Below are 17,103 nucleotides of genomic sequence, written 5' to 3' on the forward strand. Positions count from 1 at the left end.
ATTCGACCCGCCGTCGGCCGACACTGAGGAGCCGCTCAGCGGCACCTCGGTCCGTCCGCGGCATGATTAAGACCGTTCGTCGTGCCGTGAACCTTCGAAAGAAGTGAAACGGACCGGGGGGCAGCGAGCGATACAGCGGACGACGACGGCCGATCGGGCCGCCGCGCCGGAACGACCGAGCAAGGTGGACGAGCATGTCTGAGCGCAAAACGATCGCCCCCGGCCCGCTCTCCGCGATCCGCGCGTTGCGGCTGGATGCATGGCGGCCGGTGCACACCGAGCCGGTCGACCGTCTGCTCGGCTCGCTGCGCCCGGTCCTGAGTGAGTTCCTGCCGGCCCGCCGGGTTGCCCTGGTGCCGGCGCAGCGGTTGACCCCCGAGGTCGTGGAGTGGCTCGGCTGAGCCCGGAGCGCCGACCCACCCCGCCGGACCCCCGCCCGGCATCCGCTCAGCGCTGGTTGCGGTTACCCACCGCGGCCACCGGCTCGGACTCCTCGTCAGCCTCGTAGACCGGCTGCTCCCCGATCAGCACGTTGTCGTCCACCGCCGCATCGGTGGCCCCACTGGACAGGTAGATCCCCCGGTACAGGTTCGGCCCGGTGATCGTGTTGCCCCGGATCACCACGTGCGGGTAACCGTCCAGGTTCACCGCCTGGGACCCACCCACGGCGCAGTAGTTGCCGGTGAAGGTGATCGAGCGCACCCCGGCGGGGACGCCCGGGTTGCCGTACTTGCCGGTGGCGATCAGGCACTGCGCACCGACCCGCTCGCACCGGTTGCCGGAGAGCACCACGTCGAAGGTGGGCGGCGCGTCGGAGTCGTAGGTCTGGAAGCAGTCCGTGTGCGGGGCGTCGCCGTCCGGGTAGCCCTCGTCGGAGATGTCCCGCACGGTGTTCTCGGTGATCCGGATGGCGGTGCCGAAGAACCGCATCCCGTCGGCGTCGCTGGCCTCCCGGCGCACCGAGCCGCTCACCGTGTTCCGCCGCACGGTGATCCGGTCGCCCTCCACCCGGATGCCGGTGCCGTCGGTGCCGTGCACCACGTTCGACTCGATCACGGAGCCGGAGCACTCGCAGTCGATCCCGGCCCCCACCGCGTTGAGCACGTTGTTGTGGTGCGCCCGCAGCCCGGCGCCCCTCAGCTGCAGCCCGTCGCCGTCGCGGACCGTGAATCCGGCCACCTCGACCTGACCGGCCCGCACGTCGATACCGCGTACCTGGGCGCCGTCGGAGAGCACCCGTACCGGCGCGGCCGCGGTGCCCGAGCTGGTCACCCGCAGCGTGGTCGCGGCCAGCCCCGGACCGGTGAGGCAGATCTGGCACCCGGGTGGGCGGTGTCCAACGCCTGCTGGGCCGCGGCAGGGTCACCGATGGTCACCGGACAGCCGCCGGCGGGCAGTGCGTTCGGCGGCACCAGGTCGGGTGCCGGCACGGTCGGCGGGGCGGACCGGGACGGCGAGGAACCGCCGTCCGACCCGGCCCCGCCGCCACCGCTCTCGCCGCACCCGGCCAGTGCCGCCAGCACCGCCACCAGTCCCGGCACGCCGCCGCGTCGCGCCCTGTTCCTCAACCGTGTCCCACCCGCCTCATCAGTCACCCGCGAACTCCCCGTACCGCCAGGGTATGCACGGCGGCCGCCACCGCGTCGGGACTCGGACCCCGCCGGGGCGGGGCCGCAACCCGGGAGGGTGGGAGCGCGCGGGTGACTCTGTGCGTCCGGGTATCGTGGACGCGAGATGCTCACGGTCAGTAGCCGACCGGGACAGGCCAGTCCAGCGGTTGGCGGAGATCCCGCCGGTCGCGGTCAATTTCGAGGAGTGCACCGTCAACGCGATTCACCCGGTCGATCCCCGCACAGACCCGAGGTGGCGGCAGCTGGCCGAAGGGCCGGCAGGCGGCCTCTTCACCTCGCCGCCGTGGATCCAGGCCGTCTGCGACAGCTACGACTTCACTCCCGAGGCCAGGATCTCGGTGGCGCCGGACGGCATCCCGGTCGGCGGCTTCGCCTGGGTGACCGTGTCCGACATGCGCGGTGACCGAATCTCGGCGCTGCCGTTCTGCGACCGCGCCGACCCGATGCTGAGCGCCCCCGAGGCGTGGGCGGGGCTGGCCGACGACGCACTGGCGACCGGCACCCCGCTGACGATGCGCTGCTTCTCGGACAACCCGGCGACGACGGACCCCCGGCTGCGGGCGGCGGGCGAGGCCGCCTGGCACGGCACCCCGCTGGAGTGCACCGAGGAGGAGCTGCACGCCCGGATCAGCTCCACCTCCCGGCGCAACATCAAGATGGCCGACCGCAACAACGTCACGGTGGTGGCCAGCACCGAGCTGGACGCGGTGCACGCCTTCCACCGGCTGCACGTGCGGCTGCGCAAGAACAAGTACCGGCTGCTGGCCCAGCCGGTGGAGTTCTTCGAGCGGATCTGGCAGCAGTTCACCGGTGCTGACGGAGTGATCACGCTGCTGGCCGAGGTGGACGGCGAGGTCGCCGCCGGCGCGATGTACCTGGTCTGGGGCGACACGCTGTACTACAAGTTCGGCGCCTCGCTGTCGGAGTACCTGCCGATGCGGCCGAACGACGCGCTCTACTGGAACGCGCTGAAGCTGGCGCTGTCCCGGGGGCTGCGCAGCGTCGACTGGGGGATCTCCGACCTGGACCAGCCGGGCCTGGTGTCCTACAAGCGCAAGTGGGCCAGCGAGGAGCACCGCGTCGTCACGCTGCGTGGCGGCCCGGACCCGACGCCGAAGACCGAGGTCGGCACCATGCTCGGTGAGCTGACCCGGCTGTTCACCGAGCCGACCGTCCCGGACGACATCAGCACCCAGGCCGGCGCACTGCTCTACCGGCACTTCTGCTGACACCCGAGCTGAACCAAAGGGGTTGCACTACATGACGCAGGACGCACGCCGAGTGGTCATTCTCGGCCAGGGCTACGTCGGGCTACCGGTCTCGATGCGGGCCGTCGAGGTCGGCTACGACGTCGTCGGCTTCGACGTGGCCAAGGACAAGATCGACCGGCTGCGCAGCGGCAAGACCTACATCGACGACATCACCGACGCCGAGATCGCCGCCGCGCTGGCCACCGGCCGGTTCGCCCCGTCCGCCGACCCGGCCGACATGGCCGACTTCGACGTGGCCGTCATCTCCGTGCCCACCCCGCTGCGCGACGGCGCGCCGGACCTGTCCTACATCGAGAAGGCGTCCGACAGCATCGCGCCGTACGTGCGCAAGGGCTGCTGCGTGATCCTGGAGTCCACCACCTACCCCGGCACCACCGAGGAGGTCGTGGTCCCCCGCCTGGAGGCGATCAGCGGGCTGCGCGCCGGCGCCGACTTCCAGGTCGGCTTCTCCCCGGAGCGGATCAACCCGGGCGACCCGGTGTACGGCCTGAAGAACACCCCGAAGATCGTCTCCGGGGTCGACGAGGCGTCGCTCAAGGCGGTCGCGGAGTTCTTCGGCCAGCTGGTCGACAAGGTGGTCCCGGTCAGCGGCACCAGGGAGGCCGAGCTGGCCAAGCTGCTGGAGAACACCTTCCGCCACGTCAACATCGCGCTGGTCAACGAGCTGGCGATGTACTGCCACGAGCTGGGCATCGACGTCTGGTCGGTGATCGACGCGGCGGCCAGCAAGCCGTTCGGCTTCATGAAGTTCACCCCCGGGCCCGGCGTCGGCGGGCACTGCCTGCCGATCGACCCGTCCTACCTGTCCTGGCAGGTGCGCCGCACGCTCGGCCGCAACTTCCGCTTCGTGGAGATCGCCAACGACGTCAACGACCACATGCCCGACTACGTCGTCACCCGGGCCACCGCGCACCTGAACACCGACCGCAAGGCCGTCAACGGCAGCACCATCCTGCTGATCGGGCTGGCCTACAAGCCGAACTCCGGCGACGCCCGGGAGTCCCCGGCGATCGCGGTCGCGCACCGGCTGGCCGACCTCGGCGCCTCACTGCGCGCGGTCGACCCGCTGATCCCGGCCGACCACGTACCGGCCGGCATCGAGATCGTCGACTGCACCGAGGCCGAGGTCACCGCCGCCGACCTGGTCATCGTGCTCACCGACCACGAGGTCGTCGACTGGCCGCTGCTCGAGCAACACGCCACCAAGGTGCTCGACACCCGCAACCGCCTGCGCCACGCCCCCGGAGTGGACACCCTCTAACCCGGTTACCGAGTTGGCGGCCGCACAGACCGGCTGAGGGCGGCACAGACCGTGCATGGTCTGTGCCGCCCTCAGCCGGTCTGTGCCGGCGCGAACCACGGGCCGCGGCGGCCGGTCTGTGCCGGCGCCAACCACGGGCTGGTCAGCGGTCTCCTCGCACGACGTGGGGCAACCCCGCGCGCCAGCTGAGGTCCGGGGCCGCGTGGTGGCGGGGGGCCGGTACCGGCGCCTCCGGCAGCGCCCACAGCTCGGCCTCGAGCCGGGCGAGGTCACGGTCCTCGACGTCGGTACTGCCGATCAGCTCGCGCCGGCGCGGTGGTTGGCGGCGCAGCTGCCGGTAATGATTCCGCTCCACACCGTAGACCAGCAGCGCGAATACGATCACCATGAGTACTGAGGAAGTCATGGCACTAAGTATCCGATAGTCAACATCGCGCCAAAAGCGGCAGACCTGCCCCTGTACGACAAAATCCTGCCAGGTAGGCTGCCGGCATGTTGCGGACCGTCTCCGTCGTCCTCATCGACGACGTCGCCCCGTTCGAGTTCGGCGTGGTGTGCGAGGTGTTCGGCATCGACCGCACCGCCGACGGAGTACCGCCGTTCGACTTCCGGGTGTGCGGCGAACACCCCGGCGAGCCACTGCGCACCGATGTCGGGGTGCGGTTCACCCCGGAGCACGGCCTGGACGCGCTGGAGGACGCCGACCTCGTCGCGGTGCCCGCAGCCAAGATCAGGGACGAGTACCCGGTGAAGGTGCTCGACGCGTTGCGCGCTGCCGCCGACCGGGGCGCCACGCTGCTCTCGGTGTGCAGCGGTGCCTACCTGCTCGGCGCGGCGGGCCTGCTCGACGGCCGCGACGCCACCATGCACTGGCACCACGCCGCCGAGTTCGCCGCGCGCTTCCCACTGGCCCGGGTCGACCCCGACGTGCTGTTCGTGGACGACGGCAACATCATCACCAGTGCCGGCACCGCGGCCGGCATCGACGCCTGCCTGCATCTGGTCCGCCGGGAGCTCGGCGCGGTCGTCGCCACGATCATCGCGCGACGGATGGTGGTGCCGCCGCAGCGGGAGGGCGGCCAGCGCCAGTTCATCGAGATGCCGATCCCGCCGGACGCGGAGAGCCTGCAACCCCTGCTCACCTGGATGCTGGACACCATCGCCGTCGAGCATCCGGTGGCCGAACTGGCCCGCCGGGCCGCGCTGTCCGAGCGCACCTTCGCCCGCCGCTTCCTCGCCGAGACCGGCACCACCCCACACCGTTGGCTGTCCGCCCAGCGGGTGCTGCACGCCCGCCGGCTGCTCGAGCAGACCCAGCTCAGCATCGACGAGATCGCCCAGCGGTGCGGCTTCGGCGGCGCGGCCCTGCTGCGGCACCACTTCCACCGCTCCGCCGGGGTCACGCCGACCGACTACCGCCGCACCTTCGCCTGCGACAGCACCGACGCCTGAGTCAGCCGGTCAGCACGCCTGAGCCAGCCGATCAGCACGGCGGAGGTCAGCACGGCGGAGGTCAGCACGGCGGAGGTCAGCCTCCGGGACGCCGGGCGGCCAGGTAGCTCGGCAGCCGGCGCAACCGGCGTTGGACCGAGGCCAACCTGCCGGGGCGCACGTGCATGCTGTCCGTCGGGAGCCGCTGGCCACGCAGCGCGCCGCGGACCGCGCGGTAGTCGTAGTCCACCGCGAAGAACTGGACACCGACCGGGTCGACGCGACCACCGACACCGGTGTCGGACAGCTCCAGCAGCGCGAACCGGGCCAGTGGCCGGGGTTCCCGCTGCCGGGACTGCCCGACGGAACCGGGGTTGACCAGGTAGCGGTGGCCGGCGAGCAGGCGCGCCGACCCGTCCGGGCCGAGAGCCGGTTGGTCGCCCGAACCGTGGCGGTACAGCCACGCGCGGTGGGTGTGCCCGAGCACCAGGACACCCGCGTCGGGGTGCTCGACGGCGAGGCGGTCCAACTGGGCACTCGCCTGCGGGGGCCGGCGGATGTACTCCTCCGGGTCGGCCAGCGAACCGTGTGCCAGCACCAGCCCGGGCACGCGCGCGGTGCGGGGCAGCGCGGCCAGGTAGCGCCGGGAGCCCGCGTCCAGCGCCCCTCGGGTCCAGTCCAGCGACTCCCGTGCGCGGCGGCTGCACCGATCACTGGACAGCTCGCCGAGCGCCACCAGCTCGTGGTTGCCGGCGACGCACACCGGGTCCAGGGCCGCGAGCTCGGCGACGCACTCGTTCGGCTGCGGACCGTAGCCCACAACGTCCCCGGCGCACAGCCAGCGATCCACCCCCCGCGCGGCGAGGCACCGGACGGCGGCCCTCAGCGCGGGGAGGTTGGCGTGGATGTCGGTCAGCAGGCCGTAACGCACGTCGGCGGGGAAGGGCTCAGCTGAATTCGCCGACGCGGGCGCGGGAGGCGGCCATCCCGACGAAGGGCATCGGGTCGCGCCAGGACCAGAACGCCTTCGCCTCGCACCGTGCCGCGAACCGCAGCCACCGGCCCACCGACATCCCGCCGGCCCTCGCCGCCAGCACGTCCTTCGGGTGCACCCACTTCACCGGGCGCGGGTGCGCGGCCAGCGCCGGGCGCGGCCGTCCGGTCAGATCGGCGTACACCGCCGCCGGGATGTTGACCCCGGCCCGTGCCCCCGGGTGGTTCCACAGACTGGTGCGGGCGTTGATCTCGAACAGGTACAGCTGCCCGTCCGCAGCCCGCTTGTAGTCGAACTTCGCCATGCCGCGCAGATCCAGCAACTCCACCAGCTTGCGGCCGGCGTGCAGCACGTCGGCCACATCGGTGATGGACAGCGACGTGGTGAAGCCGCACTCCAGCGGGTAGGTGCGGATCTTCTTGCCGGTGAACTCCGCGACGATCTCGCCGTGGCTGTCGGAGTAGACGTGATAGCTCTCGATCGCGCTCTCCGCGCCGGTCACGAACTGCTGGGCGACCAACGTGCGACCCATCTCGGCCAGCATCGGCCAGACCTCGCGCAGCCGCTGCTCGTCCTCGATGACCAGTGCCTTGACCTTCACCCCACCCTGGTCACAGATATGGCGCCAGCCCCGGTCCCGGCGCTCCGGCTTGATGATCAGCGGATAGCCCAGCTCGGTCAGGTCCGGCGGCTCGTCACCCAGCCCGGGCGGGATCACCGTGGTCGCCGGCACCGGCAGCGAAAGCCGCTCGGCCAGGTTGGAGAACAGGCCCTTGTCCGCCATCGCCTCGACGAGCTCGGCGTCCGGGATGGAGATCCGGAACCCCCGCTGGAGCCGGTCCCGGTGGCGGGACACGAACAGCAACGCCTGATCGGAGCTGTAGAACAGCACCGGCGGCTCCGGCTGGGCCCGCGCCCAGGCCACCAACCGGTCCGCCAGCGCCTCGTCGTGCGCCTCGAGCGGCTGGGTCCAGTCCCAGTGGAACACCGGCGTGCAACGGGTTGAGTACTTCGTGGCGTCGCCGGGGGTCGAGACCACCGCGCACGGCAGGCCCGCGATCTGCAGGGAGCGGACCACCTCGATTGCCCCGCCACCGATGACCAGAGCTATCGGTAGCGCTGTGCGATCAAGAGCCACGTACTCCCCCATCCGTCGGATCGGCTCGCTCGTGACCAACCGACTCGCTGCTCATTCATCCGTATTTGGAGAGAGGGACGTTACTGAGCGCCGCCACTCGGAGGGGGCCGGGGGGCGCCATCCGCCGCCGTCAAGATCGCCTGTTCGTACTCCGATCGGGCCAGCGTTACCGCCGAATGGCGGGTCGCGGGGTGGCGTCCGGCGCACTGGGGTCGGCTCACCGGATCGCCTCGCCAATTCGTGCGGTGACCTCGGCACATGTTGCCGAGCCGGAACTGGCGCCGACCGGTAGGGCCCCACGATCACCCTTACGGCCGCACCGCCCTACCCGCCAGGAGCGGGCCGCCGCTCACGGCTTCCTGCCCGGTCAGGAGGCGGTCCGCCGTTCGAGGGGTCACCGTCGGGTCGCCGTGCGCGCCCGCTGTCACCGTCTGTCATCCCCGGCGACACCCACCCGGTAGACGATCATGTGCGCAGTTCGTTCACCGCAAACTGACCGTGATTCTCAGCGTTGTCTCAGGATGATCGGCCCGCCGGGCGTGTCGGCGGCGCCGGATGCACTCGGCCCCTCGGCCGCCCTCGGCCGAGTCGCTCCGCGCGGCTCAGCTCATCGCGAGGACCCGGCTCAGCGCGGGCGCGATATCGGTCAGCTTGCGCACCGCCTGGTACTGGCCGCCGCCCCTGGTGGCCAGCGCGCTCGCCGCGCGGGCGGCTTCCTCGGTGGGCAGCGGACACAGCACGTGCAGCCGGTCGATGCCGGCGAGCGCGGTGGCCGGTTCGGCGCCGGCGGTGTGCAGGCAGTCGCTCAGCAGCACCACGATCCGCTCGTCGGCGGCCGCCCGGGCCAACTGCCCGCTGGCCTCGCGCAGCGCGGCGGCCAGGTCGGTCAGCCCGTGACCGCGCAGGCTGACCAGGTCGGACACCAGTTCCTCGGCCGGCCGGTGCACCCCCTGCGGGCTGAGCACCGAAACGTCCTCACCGAAGGCCAGCACGCTGGGCTCGAGCCGTCGGGCCCCGTCGCCACTGCCGGCCAGCACCACGCCGGCGGCGGCCACCGCGGCCAGCGCGACCGCCAGCCCGCTCATCGAGCCGCTCGAGTCCACCAGCAGGCAGACAGCCTTGCGATGCGCCGTCCAGGACCGGGTGACCAGCTCCTCGCTGGTCGGCGGCCACCGCCCCGACCAGCGGTCCAGGGTGCGGTCCAGGTCCAGGTCGCCCTCACCGGAGCGGCCGGGGCCAAGCCGGCGGGTTCCCCGCGACTTCGTCGGCCCGGTGCGACCGAGCTGGATGAACACCCGGCCGGCCAACCGCCGGGCGGCCGCCCGCAGGTCCCGGTCGGTGGCCCTGGCCAGGTCCGCCAGCAGGGCCGCGGCGGCATCCGGGTCGGCGGCCATCGCGGCGTCGAAGGCGGCCTCGTCGAGCTCACCGGCCTTCGGCGACACGCGCTCGAACGCCTCGTGGCGACTGGCCAGCTCGACGCGGCCGTGGGTGCGGGCGGACTGGTCCCTGCGGGGGCGTGACCTGCGCTGGAAGCCTGCCTCTGGGTTGTCAGAGGGCAGGCGGTTACCTTTTCCCTGGCCGCCCGGGGGCTGTTCGCCGCTCTCGCCGGGGGGTTCGGATTCGGGCTCCGGACCCGGTGGGTCCGGCTGGTCGGCCGGCCAGAGCGCCTCGAGCAGCTCGTCGATCACCGACTCGGCGGTGCGGTCGACGCCGTCGGCCACCCGGATCCGTCCGGACAGCGCCGCGTAGGCCGCGTCCCGGGCCGTCTCGCGCGCCAGCTTCGGCTCCGCGCGCAGCGCGGTCAGCCCGGTGAGCAGGTGCACCAGGTCGATCGCACCGCGCACCGAGGAGCCCATCCGCACGTCGCGGTGCTCCCGGGTCGCCCTGGTCAGCCCCACCGAGAGCTGCACGACCTTGCCGTTGGTCCCGGTCATCGCGGTGGTGATGGCCTGCTCGGCGGCCTCGTCCTGGTAACCGAGCACCACCCGGCACATCCGGTCCGCGATGGCCTGGCTGACCCGGGCGGTGCCGATCGCGTCGAACGGGTTCATGGCGGCGATCAGCCGGAACTTGTCGCCGGCGTACACGGTGCCCAGCCTCGGCACCGCGATCTCGCCCTCGGTGAGCACGGTGATCAGCACGTTCAGCGTTTCCTCCGGAACCCGGTTGAGCTCCTCGAGATACAGCAGGCCGCCGCCGCGCATCGCGGTGAGCAGCGGCCCGTCCAGGAAACTGGCCGGCAGGTAGCCCTCGGAGAGCACCTGGGACGGGTCGTAGGCGCCGATCAGCCGGGCCGGGGTGAGCTCGGCGTTGCCCTCGACGAAGACCACCTGCTGGCCGGTCTCGCCGGCGATGGAGCGCAGCAGGGTGGACTTGCCGGTGCCCGGCGGCCCCTCGATCACCACGTGCCGCCCGGTATCCAGCGCGACGGTCAACACCTCGCGTTCGCGGCGCAGTCCGATGATCGGCGGTGCGGGGCTCACGTGGTCCTCCGTGCTGTCAGGACGCCATCGTCGCGGGCGCGGTGTTCTGTTCTCCGACCGTTCAGTGCTAGATAATCACGCCCTGGACATTCCTGCCGTCAACCAGGTCCGAGTAGGTGTTGGTGGTCGCTTCGTCGCGAGATGCCTCGAAGGGTCAGCGCCGAACGGCCGACCGCGCGTGGTGGGCGGCACACTGCCCGGCCGAGGCCCTGGTCAGCGGCTCGGGGCGGCCCACGTCGAGGTCTCTCAGCGGCCCGTCGGTACTGTCCGGCGGGGGAAAAAGCTGGCCCGGACGGGCCACCGCAAGGGGAGACTTCAGCCGTGCAATCCATCATCGCGCCGCTCGGGCAGCACGAACGCGAACTCTGGGGTCACCAGACCATCAAGCTCCAGCACAGTCTGGCCAGCCTCGACCTGTTCTCCGACGGCTACCTGGCCAAGATGATCGAGACGGCCGCGCCGAAGAACATCGCGATCCATGCCGAGGGTGGTGCCGACCCGTCCACCTGGCCCTCGGTGGCCCGGGGCAGCGCCTCCGGCGAGCAGGTGCTCGACGCGGTGCGCGGCGGCATGCTGTGGCTCAACCTGGTCGGCATCAGCGAGTGGGACTCCCGTTTCGCCGAGCTGGCCGACCGGATCTTCGCCGAGTTCGAGCAACAGGTCCCCGGGCTGAACGTGGTCAAGCGCAAGGTCGGCGTGCTGATCTCCTCCCCGAAGGCGACGGTGCACTACCACGTCGACGTACCCGGGCAGGCGATCTGGCAGGTCCGGGGGCGCAAGCGCTTCATCATCTACCCCAGCACCCACCCGTTCCTGAAGCGGACCGAGCTGGAGGCCGCCGTCCGCTCGGCCACCTACGGCGTTGCCTCCTACCAGCCCTGGTACGACGACTACGGCGTAGCGCACGACCTCGAGCCCGGCGAGGCGCTGCACTGGCAGCTCAACGGCCCGCACCGGATCGAGAACTTCGACGAGCTGTCGGTGTCGCTGACCACCGAGCACTGGACACCGGAGATCCGGCGCACCTACGCGCTGAACTACGGCAACGGGCTGCTGCGGCACTACGGCTGGGCACCCCGGTCCACCGCGACCAGCGGAGCGGCCTTCTGGGCCAAGGTCGGCCTGACCGCCGCGTACCGCAAGAGCGGGCTGCAGAACAAGCACGGCTACCAGCGCATCGCCAGGCACGTGGTCGACCCGGCCGCCCCGTTCGGCGCCCGCCCGCTGCCCGAGTCCGAGTGGGCACCGCCCGGTTCGTGAACCTGTGAGTGGTATTGGTCGCCAGGGCGACCAGTACCACTCACGAGCCTTTCTGGTTCCGGAGTCGGCTGACCGCCTCCGTGGTGGCCGGCTCGCGCATCAGTGCCACCTGCGCCCGGCTCTCCAGCTCGAGTGCGCCGAGCAGTGCCGGCGCGTCCACGTTGGCCCGCAGCGATCGCTTGGTCAGCTGGACCGCGAGCGGGGCGTGCGCGGCGATCTGACCGGCCAGCTCGACCGCCTCGGCTGCCAGTTCGCCGTCGCCGACCGCCCGGTTCGCCAGCCCGATCCGAACGGCCTCCTCGGCGTACACCGGGCGCCCGGTGTAGAGCAGCTCGGCGGCCAGCCCGGTGCCCACGATGCGGGGCAGCAGCCAGGACGTCCCCAGGTCACCGCCGGACAACCCGATGCGCACGAACACCGCCTGGAACCGGGCGGACGCGCCGGCCAGCCGGATGTCGGCCGCCAGCGACAGGCTGAACCCACCGCCGGCGGCCGGCCCGTGCACCGCCGCGATCACCGGCTTCGGCAGCGCGTACACCGCGTGCAGCGCCCGCCAGGCAGTGTCCTGCAGCGCCAGCAGATCGGCCGTGGCCGCGGCCGGGAAGTCGCCGGCGGCAGCCAGGTCGTAACCGGCGCAGAAGCCCGCCCCGGCGCCGGTGAGCACCACCGCGCGCACCGAGTCGTCCACCCGCAGCCGCTCGGCCACCTCGGTGAGCTCGGTGAACATCTCGGCGGTCATCGCGTTGAGCCGGTCCGGGCGGTGCAGCGTCAGCCGCGCCACCCCGGGCCGGGGCTCGTCGAGTCGGAGCGTCTGGAGCTCGGGCACTGTCAGTCGTGGACCAGGACCGCCTTGACGACCTCGCCCCGGTGCCCTGCCTCGATCGCCTCGTTGATCTGGTTGAACGGGAACTTCGTGATCATCTTGTCGAACGGGAACCGGCCCTCGCGGTGCAACGCCGCCAACCGGGGGATGAACTCGTCCGGCACCGCGTCACCCTCGATGATCCCGTAGATCTTGATCCCGATGATCATCGCCTGCATCAGGCTCAACCCGATCGCCGCCGTCGGATCGGTCGGCACCCCGACCAGGCCCAGCGCGGCGTGCGGGGCCATCGCACCGAGCGAGGCCTCGATCACCGACGGAATCCCGGTCGTGTCGAACACGTACTGCGCGCCGATCGGCACGATCGCCCGGACCTGCTCGGCCAGCTCGCCCGCCGCCGGGTCCAACGCGTGCGTGGCACCCAGCTCCAGGGCCAGCGCCCGGCGACTGGCGTGCGGCTCCACCACGATGATCGTCGAACAGCCCTGCACCACCCCACCCAGCACCCCGGCCAACCCCACCGACCCGGCACCCAGCACCAACAGCGACGACCCCTCGTGCGCGGCCATCGAGTTCATCACCGCACCCGCACCGGTCTGGATGCCACACCCCAACGGCCCCACCAGCTCCAACGGCGCGTCATCAGCCAACTTCACCACGTTCTGCTCGTTCGCCAACGCATGCGAGGCGAACGAGGACTGCCCGAAGAACACCGAGTTCACCGGACCCTCCGCCGAGGTGATCGGCGAACTCCCGTCCGGGCGCACCCCCGCATAGTTCAACATCAGGAACTGGTAGCAGTACGCCGGCGACCCCAACACACAGTTCTCACACGACCCACAACTGTTGAACGTCAACGCCACCTTGTCCCCGGCCTTGACCTTCGTGACACCCGCACCGACCTCGAGCACCGTGCCCGCACCCTCATGCCCCAACACCGCCGGCATCGGGATCGGCACAATGCCCTCCCGCGCCGCCAGATCCGTGTGACACAACCCCACCGACTTGATCTTCACCAGGATCTCGCCCGCCTTCGGGCCATCCAAGGTCAACGTCTCCAACGTGAAATCGGCCAACGGCTTGTGCGCGACGGCGGCGGTGATCTCCACAACACTCCTTCTTCTTGTCGGTGCGGCTTCTCGGCGGTGACTCTTCGCGGCGGTGACTCTTCGCGACGGTGACTCTTCCCGACGGTGAGGCGGTTATCCTCCGCCGGGGGTGCTCCGGTCGCATCGCCCCGACGGGAGGCATCCGTGCCCCTATCGAGTCGCCGGCGCGGCCGGACGCCTCAGGGAGGGTGCGGCCCAACGGACTCAGTTGTCGAAGCGGGCCGGGCGCTTCTCCCGGAACGCGGCCAGGGCCTCGTCCAGATCGGTGGAGAGCAAGGTGCCGGAGTTCCAGGTGGCGATCTGGTCAAGGCCGTCCGCGATGGAGTGGTCCCGGGCGTAGGTGATCGCGTGCTTGGTGCCGCGCATCGCCAACGGCGACTTCGCGGCCAGCTCGCGGGCGATCTCCAGTACGCCCTTCTCCAACTCCGCCGGCGTGTCGAAGCAGCGGTTGACCAGGTGCAGCCCGGCCGCCTCGGTCCCGGACACCGCCCGGCAGGTGTAGGCCAGCTCGCGGGCCACCCCCTCGCCGACGATCCGGGGCAGCCGCTGCAGCACGCCCACGTCGGCGGCAAGGCCCATGTCGACCTCCTTGAGCACGAACTGGGCGTCCGCCGAGGCGTAGCGCAGGTCGCAGGCCACCGCGAGGTCCAGCCCGGCGCCGACGCACGCGCCGTGTACCGCGGCCAGTACCGGCTTGCGGCAGCGCTCGAGCGAGGAGAGCACGTCCTGCAGGTCCAGGATGGTGCGGCGCAGCTGCTCACTGGCCCGCCCGGCGCAGTAGTCCACCCCGGCACCGGCCTCCGAGCCGGCGCGGAACTCGGCGAGCATGCCCAGGTCGATGCCGGCGCAGAAGTGCGCACCGTTGCCGCTGAGCACCACCACCCGGACGGTCGGCTCGGCATCGAGCGCCCTGGCCGCGTCGCGCAGCTCCTGCCACATCGGCCGGTTCAGCGAGTTGGCCCGCCCCGGGCGGTTGAGCCGCAGCTCGGCGACACCGTCCTGGACGGTCAGGGCGAGCGTGCTGAAGTCAGTGTTCACCCGGACTGCATAACACGGCTCTCAGTCGTGATCCAGTACCGCCTTGCCGGCGAACGTGCGACCGAGCAGACCGGCGACCGCCTCGTCGAACGTGCGCCAGGACCCGCGCCAGCCCACGTCCACGGTCAGCCGCCCGTCGGCGACCAGGTCGAGCAGGTAGGCCAGGTCGCCGCCGAACGCCCCGCTGGCCTGGAAGGCCACCAGCGACTTGGCCGGCCCGACGGTCGAGTACACCGGGAACACCGCAGGCTCGCCCGAGGTCCAGCCGATGCTCTGCAGCGAGCCGCCGTCCGCGAGTGCGGCCCAGGCGCCGACCAGCGTGGCACCGCCGACGTTCTCCACCACGACGTCCACCGGGTCCAGTCCGTCCACCCCGGCCACCACCTCGTGGGCACCCAGCTCGGCCAGCCCCTCGCCCCGGCGCGCGGCGGCGACCACCTGCGCGCCACCGAGCGCGGCCAGCTGCACGGCGTACCGCCCGACCCCACCGGAGGCGCCGGTGACCAGCACCCGCTTGCCGAGCAGCGGTCCGGCGGCCCGCAGGGCGCGGAGTGCGGTGACCCCGGCGACCGGCAGCGCGGCGGCGACCGCGAGGTCGACCGACGCCGGCACCACGGCCAGCTCGGCGGCCGGCACCGCGCGCAGTTCGGCCCAGGCGCCGGCGTAGCCGAAGGTCAGCACCCGCTCCCCCGCCGCCGGTCCGGAGCCGTCCTCAGCCGCCTTGACGACCACCCCGGCGGCGTCCCAGCCAGGGACCGAGCCCGGCTCCGCGTTCGGCGCGCTGCTCACGTCGCCGAAGTTCAGCGAGGAGTGGCGGATCTCGACCAGAGCTTCGTTCGGGGCCGGTGCCGGGTCCGGCGCCTCCGCCAGTACCAGGCCGGACGGTGAGCCGGGGGTGACCACGAGTGCGCGCATGTGAGCTGCCTCTCCGAGGTACGTCTTGGATGACGCGAACTCAGTCGGCAACCCCGGCGTCTCCCGGGCTATTCCGGGTCGCTGCCCGACTGGGGCTCGGGCTCGGCGGCGGCCGCGGGGTGGCGCCAGTTCTGGGCGTAGCGCGCCGCATCGGCCTGGCGGACCTCGGCGTTGGCCTCGTCGCGCACCGCCTGCGCCATGCCCACCGGATAGCCGGCCTGGCCGACCCGGTGCTCGACGATCTCGTACATGTATGCGCCCGAGTAGAGCAACCCGAGCAGCAGGCCGGCGGTGACCGCCGCGATCCGGATCGCCAGCGTGCCCGGTACCACCAGGAGCAGCACCACGATGACCGGCGCGACCTGCACCACGGCGCGGGCGAAGTGCCGCAGTGGCCAGGTGCGGGTGGTCAGGTCGTGCAGCACCCAGGTCCGGTAGCGCGCCGGCAGCCGCCCGCCCACCGCGTACCAGAGCCAGTGCACCGGGTCGGGGCGGCGCACCGGGACATCCTCGCCCTGAGTGCCGTCAGCACCCGCCGCCGGCTCGCTCGGCGTCGCCCGGCCGTTGAATTCGGTCACCACGGACATCATTCCTCCAGCCGGTCCCGACCGTATGTGCACCAATGCTTGGTACACCAATGTACTGTACTCTCACGACGTGGGAACCGATAGCAACGGTGAGCTAGCAGACACCGACCTCCTGGCGCTGGACCGGCAGGTCTGTTTCGCGCTGGCGGTCGCCTCCCGGACGGTCATCGCGCTGTACCGGCCGCTGCTCGAGCCGATGGGGCTCACCCACCCGCAGTACCTGCTGATGCTGGCGCTATGGGAGCACGACCCGCGCTCCGGGCGGGAACTGGCCGGGCTGCTCCAGCTCGATCCGGGCACGCTCACCCCGCTGCTCAAGCGCCTGGAGACGGCCGGCTACCTGACCCGCCGGCGCGACCCGGCCGACGAGCGCTCCCTGGCCGTCACACTCACCCCGGCCGGGCGGGCGCTGCGCGCGCGGGCCGAACGGATCCCGCCGGCGATCATCGATCGGCTCCGGATGAGCCTGGGCGAGCTGCAGGACCTGCACGGGGTGCTGACCCGGGTGATCGGGGCGGCCACCTCGGCGCCAACGGAAGAACCCGCCCGATGAGCGACCCCGACGCCCAGGCCCGGGCGCGGCAGCCCCTGGACCCGGACCGGCGGGACCGTGACCCCGAGGGCCGCGCCCGCAACGCGCGCCCCCGGGACGCGTCCGGCCGGCCCCTCGCCCGGGGCGCCCCGGGGGTGGACCGGGTACCCGAGGACGTCGTACTGCCGCCCGCCGAGGCGTTGCGCGAGGCGCAACGGCTGCTCGACGCCGGCCTGCCGTTCCAGGCGCACGAGGTGCTGGAAGGCGCCTGGAAGGCGACCGAGGGGGTGCAGCGGACGCTCTGGCAGGGCCTGGCGCAGCTGGCCGTCGGGCTGACCCACGCGCAGCGGCGCAACGCCAATGGGGCGGTCTCGCTGCTGGAGCGCGGCGCCGAGCGGATCAGCCCGTTCGCCGCTGACCCGCCGCACGGGATCGACGTGGCCGGGCTGGTCGCGCACGCCACCGCGCTGGCCGGCCGGATCAGCTCGGCGGGGTTGACCGGGCTCACCGGGGACGATCTGCGGCCCCGGTTGCGTCGACAGCTCGGCGACTAGGGCGGCAGAACGGCGTACCTGGGACCCCTCCGGAGGTCATTACAGGTATTTACCAACGTGACTTTGCCCTCTACGG

General features: G+C 71.9%; 18 protein-coding genes. 7 read left to right on the forward strand and 11 right to left on the reverse strand.

The window, feature by feature from the left end:
* Positions 1-194: 194 nt before the first annotated feature.
* Positions 195-401, forward strand: a complete 207-nt coding sequence (locus ACTXG6_RS45340; RefSeq protein ID WP_445185469.1) for a hypothetical protein — start codon at positions 195-197, stop codon at positions 399-401.
* A 46-nt stretch (positions 402-447) separates the two neighbouring features.
* Here the strand turns inward: ACTXG6_RS45340 and ACTXG6_RS45345 are convergent, their stop codons facing one another.
* A complete protein-coding gene (locus ACTXG6_RS45345; protein WP_445185470.1) occupies positions 448-1,272 on the reverse strand; it encodes a right-handed parallel beta-helix repeat-containing protein in 825 nt (274 codons plus the stop codon).
* Positions 1,269-1,595 (reverse strand): hypothetical protein, encoded by a 327-nt coding sequence (locus ACTXG6_RS45350; RefSeq protein ID WP_445185471.1) that lies wholly within the window; start codon positions 1,593-1,595, stop codon positions 1,269-1,271. Before ACTXG6_RS45350 ends, ACTXG6_RS45345 begins: the two co-directional genes overlap by 4 nt.
* A 182-nt stretch (positions 1,596-1,777) precedes the next feature.
* Between ACTXG6_RS45350 and ACTXG6_RS45355 the strand changes: the two genes are divergently transcribed.
* Both ACTXG6_RS45355 and ACTXG6_RS45360 read left to right on the forward strand, forming a co-directional pair.
* Positions 1,778-2,860: a lipid II:glycine glycyltransferase FemX gene (locus ACTXG6_RS45355; protein WP_445185472.1), complete on the forward strand. Its 1,083-nt coding sequence runs from the start codon at positions 1,778-1,780 to the stop codon at positions 2,858-2,860.
* A 31-nt stretch (positions 2,861-2,891) separates the two neighbouring features.
* Entirely contained in the window at positions 2,892-4,163 is a 1,272-nt protein-coding gene (locus ACTXG6_RS45360; RefSeq protein ID WP_445185473.1) for a nucleotide sugar dehydrogenase, read from the forward strand.
* Positions 4,164-4,305: 142 nt separating this feature from the next.
* Here the strand turns inward: ACTXG6_RS45360 and ACTXG6_RS45365 are convergent, their stop codons facing one another.
* Positions 4,306-4,551 carry a hypothetical protein gene (locus ACTXG6_RS45365; RefSeq protein WP_445185474.1) on the reverse strand — a complete coding sequence of 82 codons (246 nt, stop codon included), beginning with the start codon at positions 4,549-4,551 and terminating at the stop codon, positions 4,306-4,308.
* 104 nt (positions 4,552-4,655) lie between these two features.
* On the opposite strand from ACTXG6_RS45365, the gene ACTXG6_RS45370 reads away from it, so the two are divergent.
* A complete protein-coding gene (locus ACTXG6_RS45370) occupies positions 4,656-5,615 on the forward strand; it encodes a GlxA family transcriptional regulator (protein WP_445185475.1) in 960 nt (319 codons plus the stop codon).
* A gap of 76 nt (positions 5,616-5,691) precedes the next feature.
* On the opposite strand, the gene ACTXG6_RS45375 is transcribed toward ACTXG6_RS45370, so the two are convergent.
* From ACTXG6_RS45375 to ACTXG6_RS45385, 3 genes are all read right to left on the reverse strand, one after another.
* Positions 5,692-6,525 carry a metallophosphoesterase family protein gene (locus ACTXG6_RS45375; RefSeq protein ID WP_445185476.1) on the reverse strand — a complete coding sequence of 278 codons (834 nt, stop codon included), beginning with the start codon at positions 6,523-6,525 and terminating at the stop codon, positions 5,692-5,694.
* A 16-nt stretch (positions 6,526-6,541) separates the two neighbouring features.
* Positions 6,542-7,726 (reverse strand): carboxylate--amine ligase, encoded by a 1,185-nt coding sequence (locus tag ACTXG6_RS45380; RefSeq protein WP_445185477.1) that lies wholly within the window; start codon positions 7,724-7,726, stop codon positions 6,542-6,544.
* A gap of 602 nt (positions 7,727-8,328) precedes the next feature.
* Complete coding sequence (locus ACTXG6_RS45385; RefSeq protein WP_445185478.1) at positions 8,329-10,209, reverse strand: AAA family ATPase; 1,881 nt, start codon at positions 10,207-10,209, stop codon at positions 8,329-8,331.
* Between the two features lie 321 nt (positions 10,210-10,530).
* Between ACTXG6_RS45385 and ACTXG6_RS45390 the strand changes: the two genes are divergently transcribed.
* On the forward strand, positions 10,531-11,469 hold the full coding sequence (locus ACTXG6_RS45390) for a hypothetical protein (RefSeq protein ID WP_445185479.1): 939 nt from the start codon (positions 10,531-10,533) through the stop codon (positions 11,467-11,469).
* 40 nt (positions 11,470-11,509) lie between these two features.
* On the opposite strand, the gene ACTXG6_RS45395 is transcribed toward ACTXG6_RS45390, so the two are convergent.
* The 5 genes from ACTXG6_RS45395 to ACTXG6_RS45415 form a co-directional block, all read right to left on the reverse strand.
* Complete coding sequence (locus ACTXG6_RS45395; protein ID WP_445185480.1) at positions 11,510-12,295, reverse strand: enoyl-CoA hydratase/isomerase family protein; 786 nt, start codon at positions 12,293-12,295, stop codon at positions 11,510-11,512.
* A gap of 2 nt (positions 12,296-12,297) precedes the next feature.
* On the reverse strand, positions 12,298-13,401 hold the full coding sequence (locus ACTXG6_RS45400; RefSeq protein ID WP_445185481.1) for an NAD(P)-dependent alcohol dehydrogenase: 1,104 nt from the start codon (positions 13,399-13,401) through the stop codon (positions 12,298-12,300).
* A 204-nt stretch (positions 13,402-13,605) separates the two neighbouring features.
* Positions 13,606-14,439, reverse strand: coding sequence for a crotonase/enoyl-CoA hydratase family protein (locus ACTXG6_RS45405; RefSeq protein WP_445185482.1), 834 nt, complete (start codon positions 14,437-14,439; stop codon positions 13,606-13,608).
* A 21-nt stretch (positions 14,440-14,460) separates the two neighbouring features.
* Positions 14,461-15,354 carry a zinc-binding dehydrogenase gene (locus ACTXG6_RS45410; protein WP_445185483.1) on the reverse strand — a complete coding sequence of 298 codons (894 nt, stop codon included), beginning with the start codon at positions 15,352-15,354 and terminating at the stop codon, positions 14,461-14,463.
* Between the two features lie 68 nt (positions 15,355-15,422).
* Entirely contained in the window at positions 15,423-15,932 is a 510-nt protein-coding gene (locus ACTXG6_RS45415) for a DUF5313 family protein (protein ID WP_445185484.1), read from the reverse strand.
* Positions 15,933-16,011: 79 nt separating this feature from the next.
* Here ACTXG6_RS45415 and ACTXG6_RS45420 point away from each other — a divergent pair, with 79 nt between their 5' ends.
* Together ACTXG6_RS45420 and ACTXG6_RS45425 are read left to right on the forward strand one after the other, a co-directional pair.
* Positions 16,012-16,494 (forward strand): MarR family winged helix-turn-helix transcriptional regulator, encoded by a 483-nt coding sequence (locus ACTXG6_RS45420; protein ID WP_445185485.1) that lies wholly within the window; start codon positions 16,012-16,014, stop codon positions 16,492-16,494.
* Complete coding sequence (locus ACTXG6_RS45425) at positions 16,491-17,027, forward strand: DUF309 domain-containing protein (RefSeq protein WP_445185486.1); 537 nt, start codon at positions 16,491-16,493, stop codon at positions 17,025-17,027. The genes ACTXG6_RS45420 and ACTXG6_RS45425 overlap by 4 nt, the downstream gene beginning before the upstream one ends.
* The last annotated feature ends 76 nt before the right edge of the window (positions 17,028-17,103 follow it).

The sequence above is a fragment of the Pseudonocardia sp. Cha107L01 genome, from assembly GCF_052566575.1.

Bases quoted from the DNA above. Each gene is read 5' to 3' on its own strand.
- ACTXG6_RS45340 (WP_445185469.1), top strand. From the start codon at position 195: ATGTCTGAGCGCAAAACGATCGCCCCCGGCCCGCTCTCCGCGATCCGC.
- ACTXG6_RS45360 (WP_445185473.1), top strand. From the start codon at position 2,892: ATGACGCAGGACGCACGCCGAGTGGTCATTCTCGGCCAGGGCTACGTC.
- ACTXG6_RS45410 (WP_445185483.1), bottom strand. From the start codon at position 15,354: ATGCGCGCACTCGTGGTCACCCCCGGCTCACCGTCCGGCCTGGTACTG.
- ACTXG6_RS45370 (WP_445185475.1), top strand. From the start codon at position 4,656: ATGTTGCGGACCGTCTCCGTCGTCCTCATCGACGACGTCGCCCCGTTC.
- ACTXG6_RS45365 (WP_445185474.1), bottom strand. From the start codon at position 4,551: ATGGTGATCGTATTCGCGCTGCTGGTCTACGGTGTGGAGCGGAATCAT.
- ACTXG6_RS45425 (WP_445185486.1), top strand. From the start codon at position 16,491: ATGAGCGACCCCGACGCCCAGGCCCGGGCGCGGCAGCCCCTGGACCCG.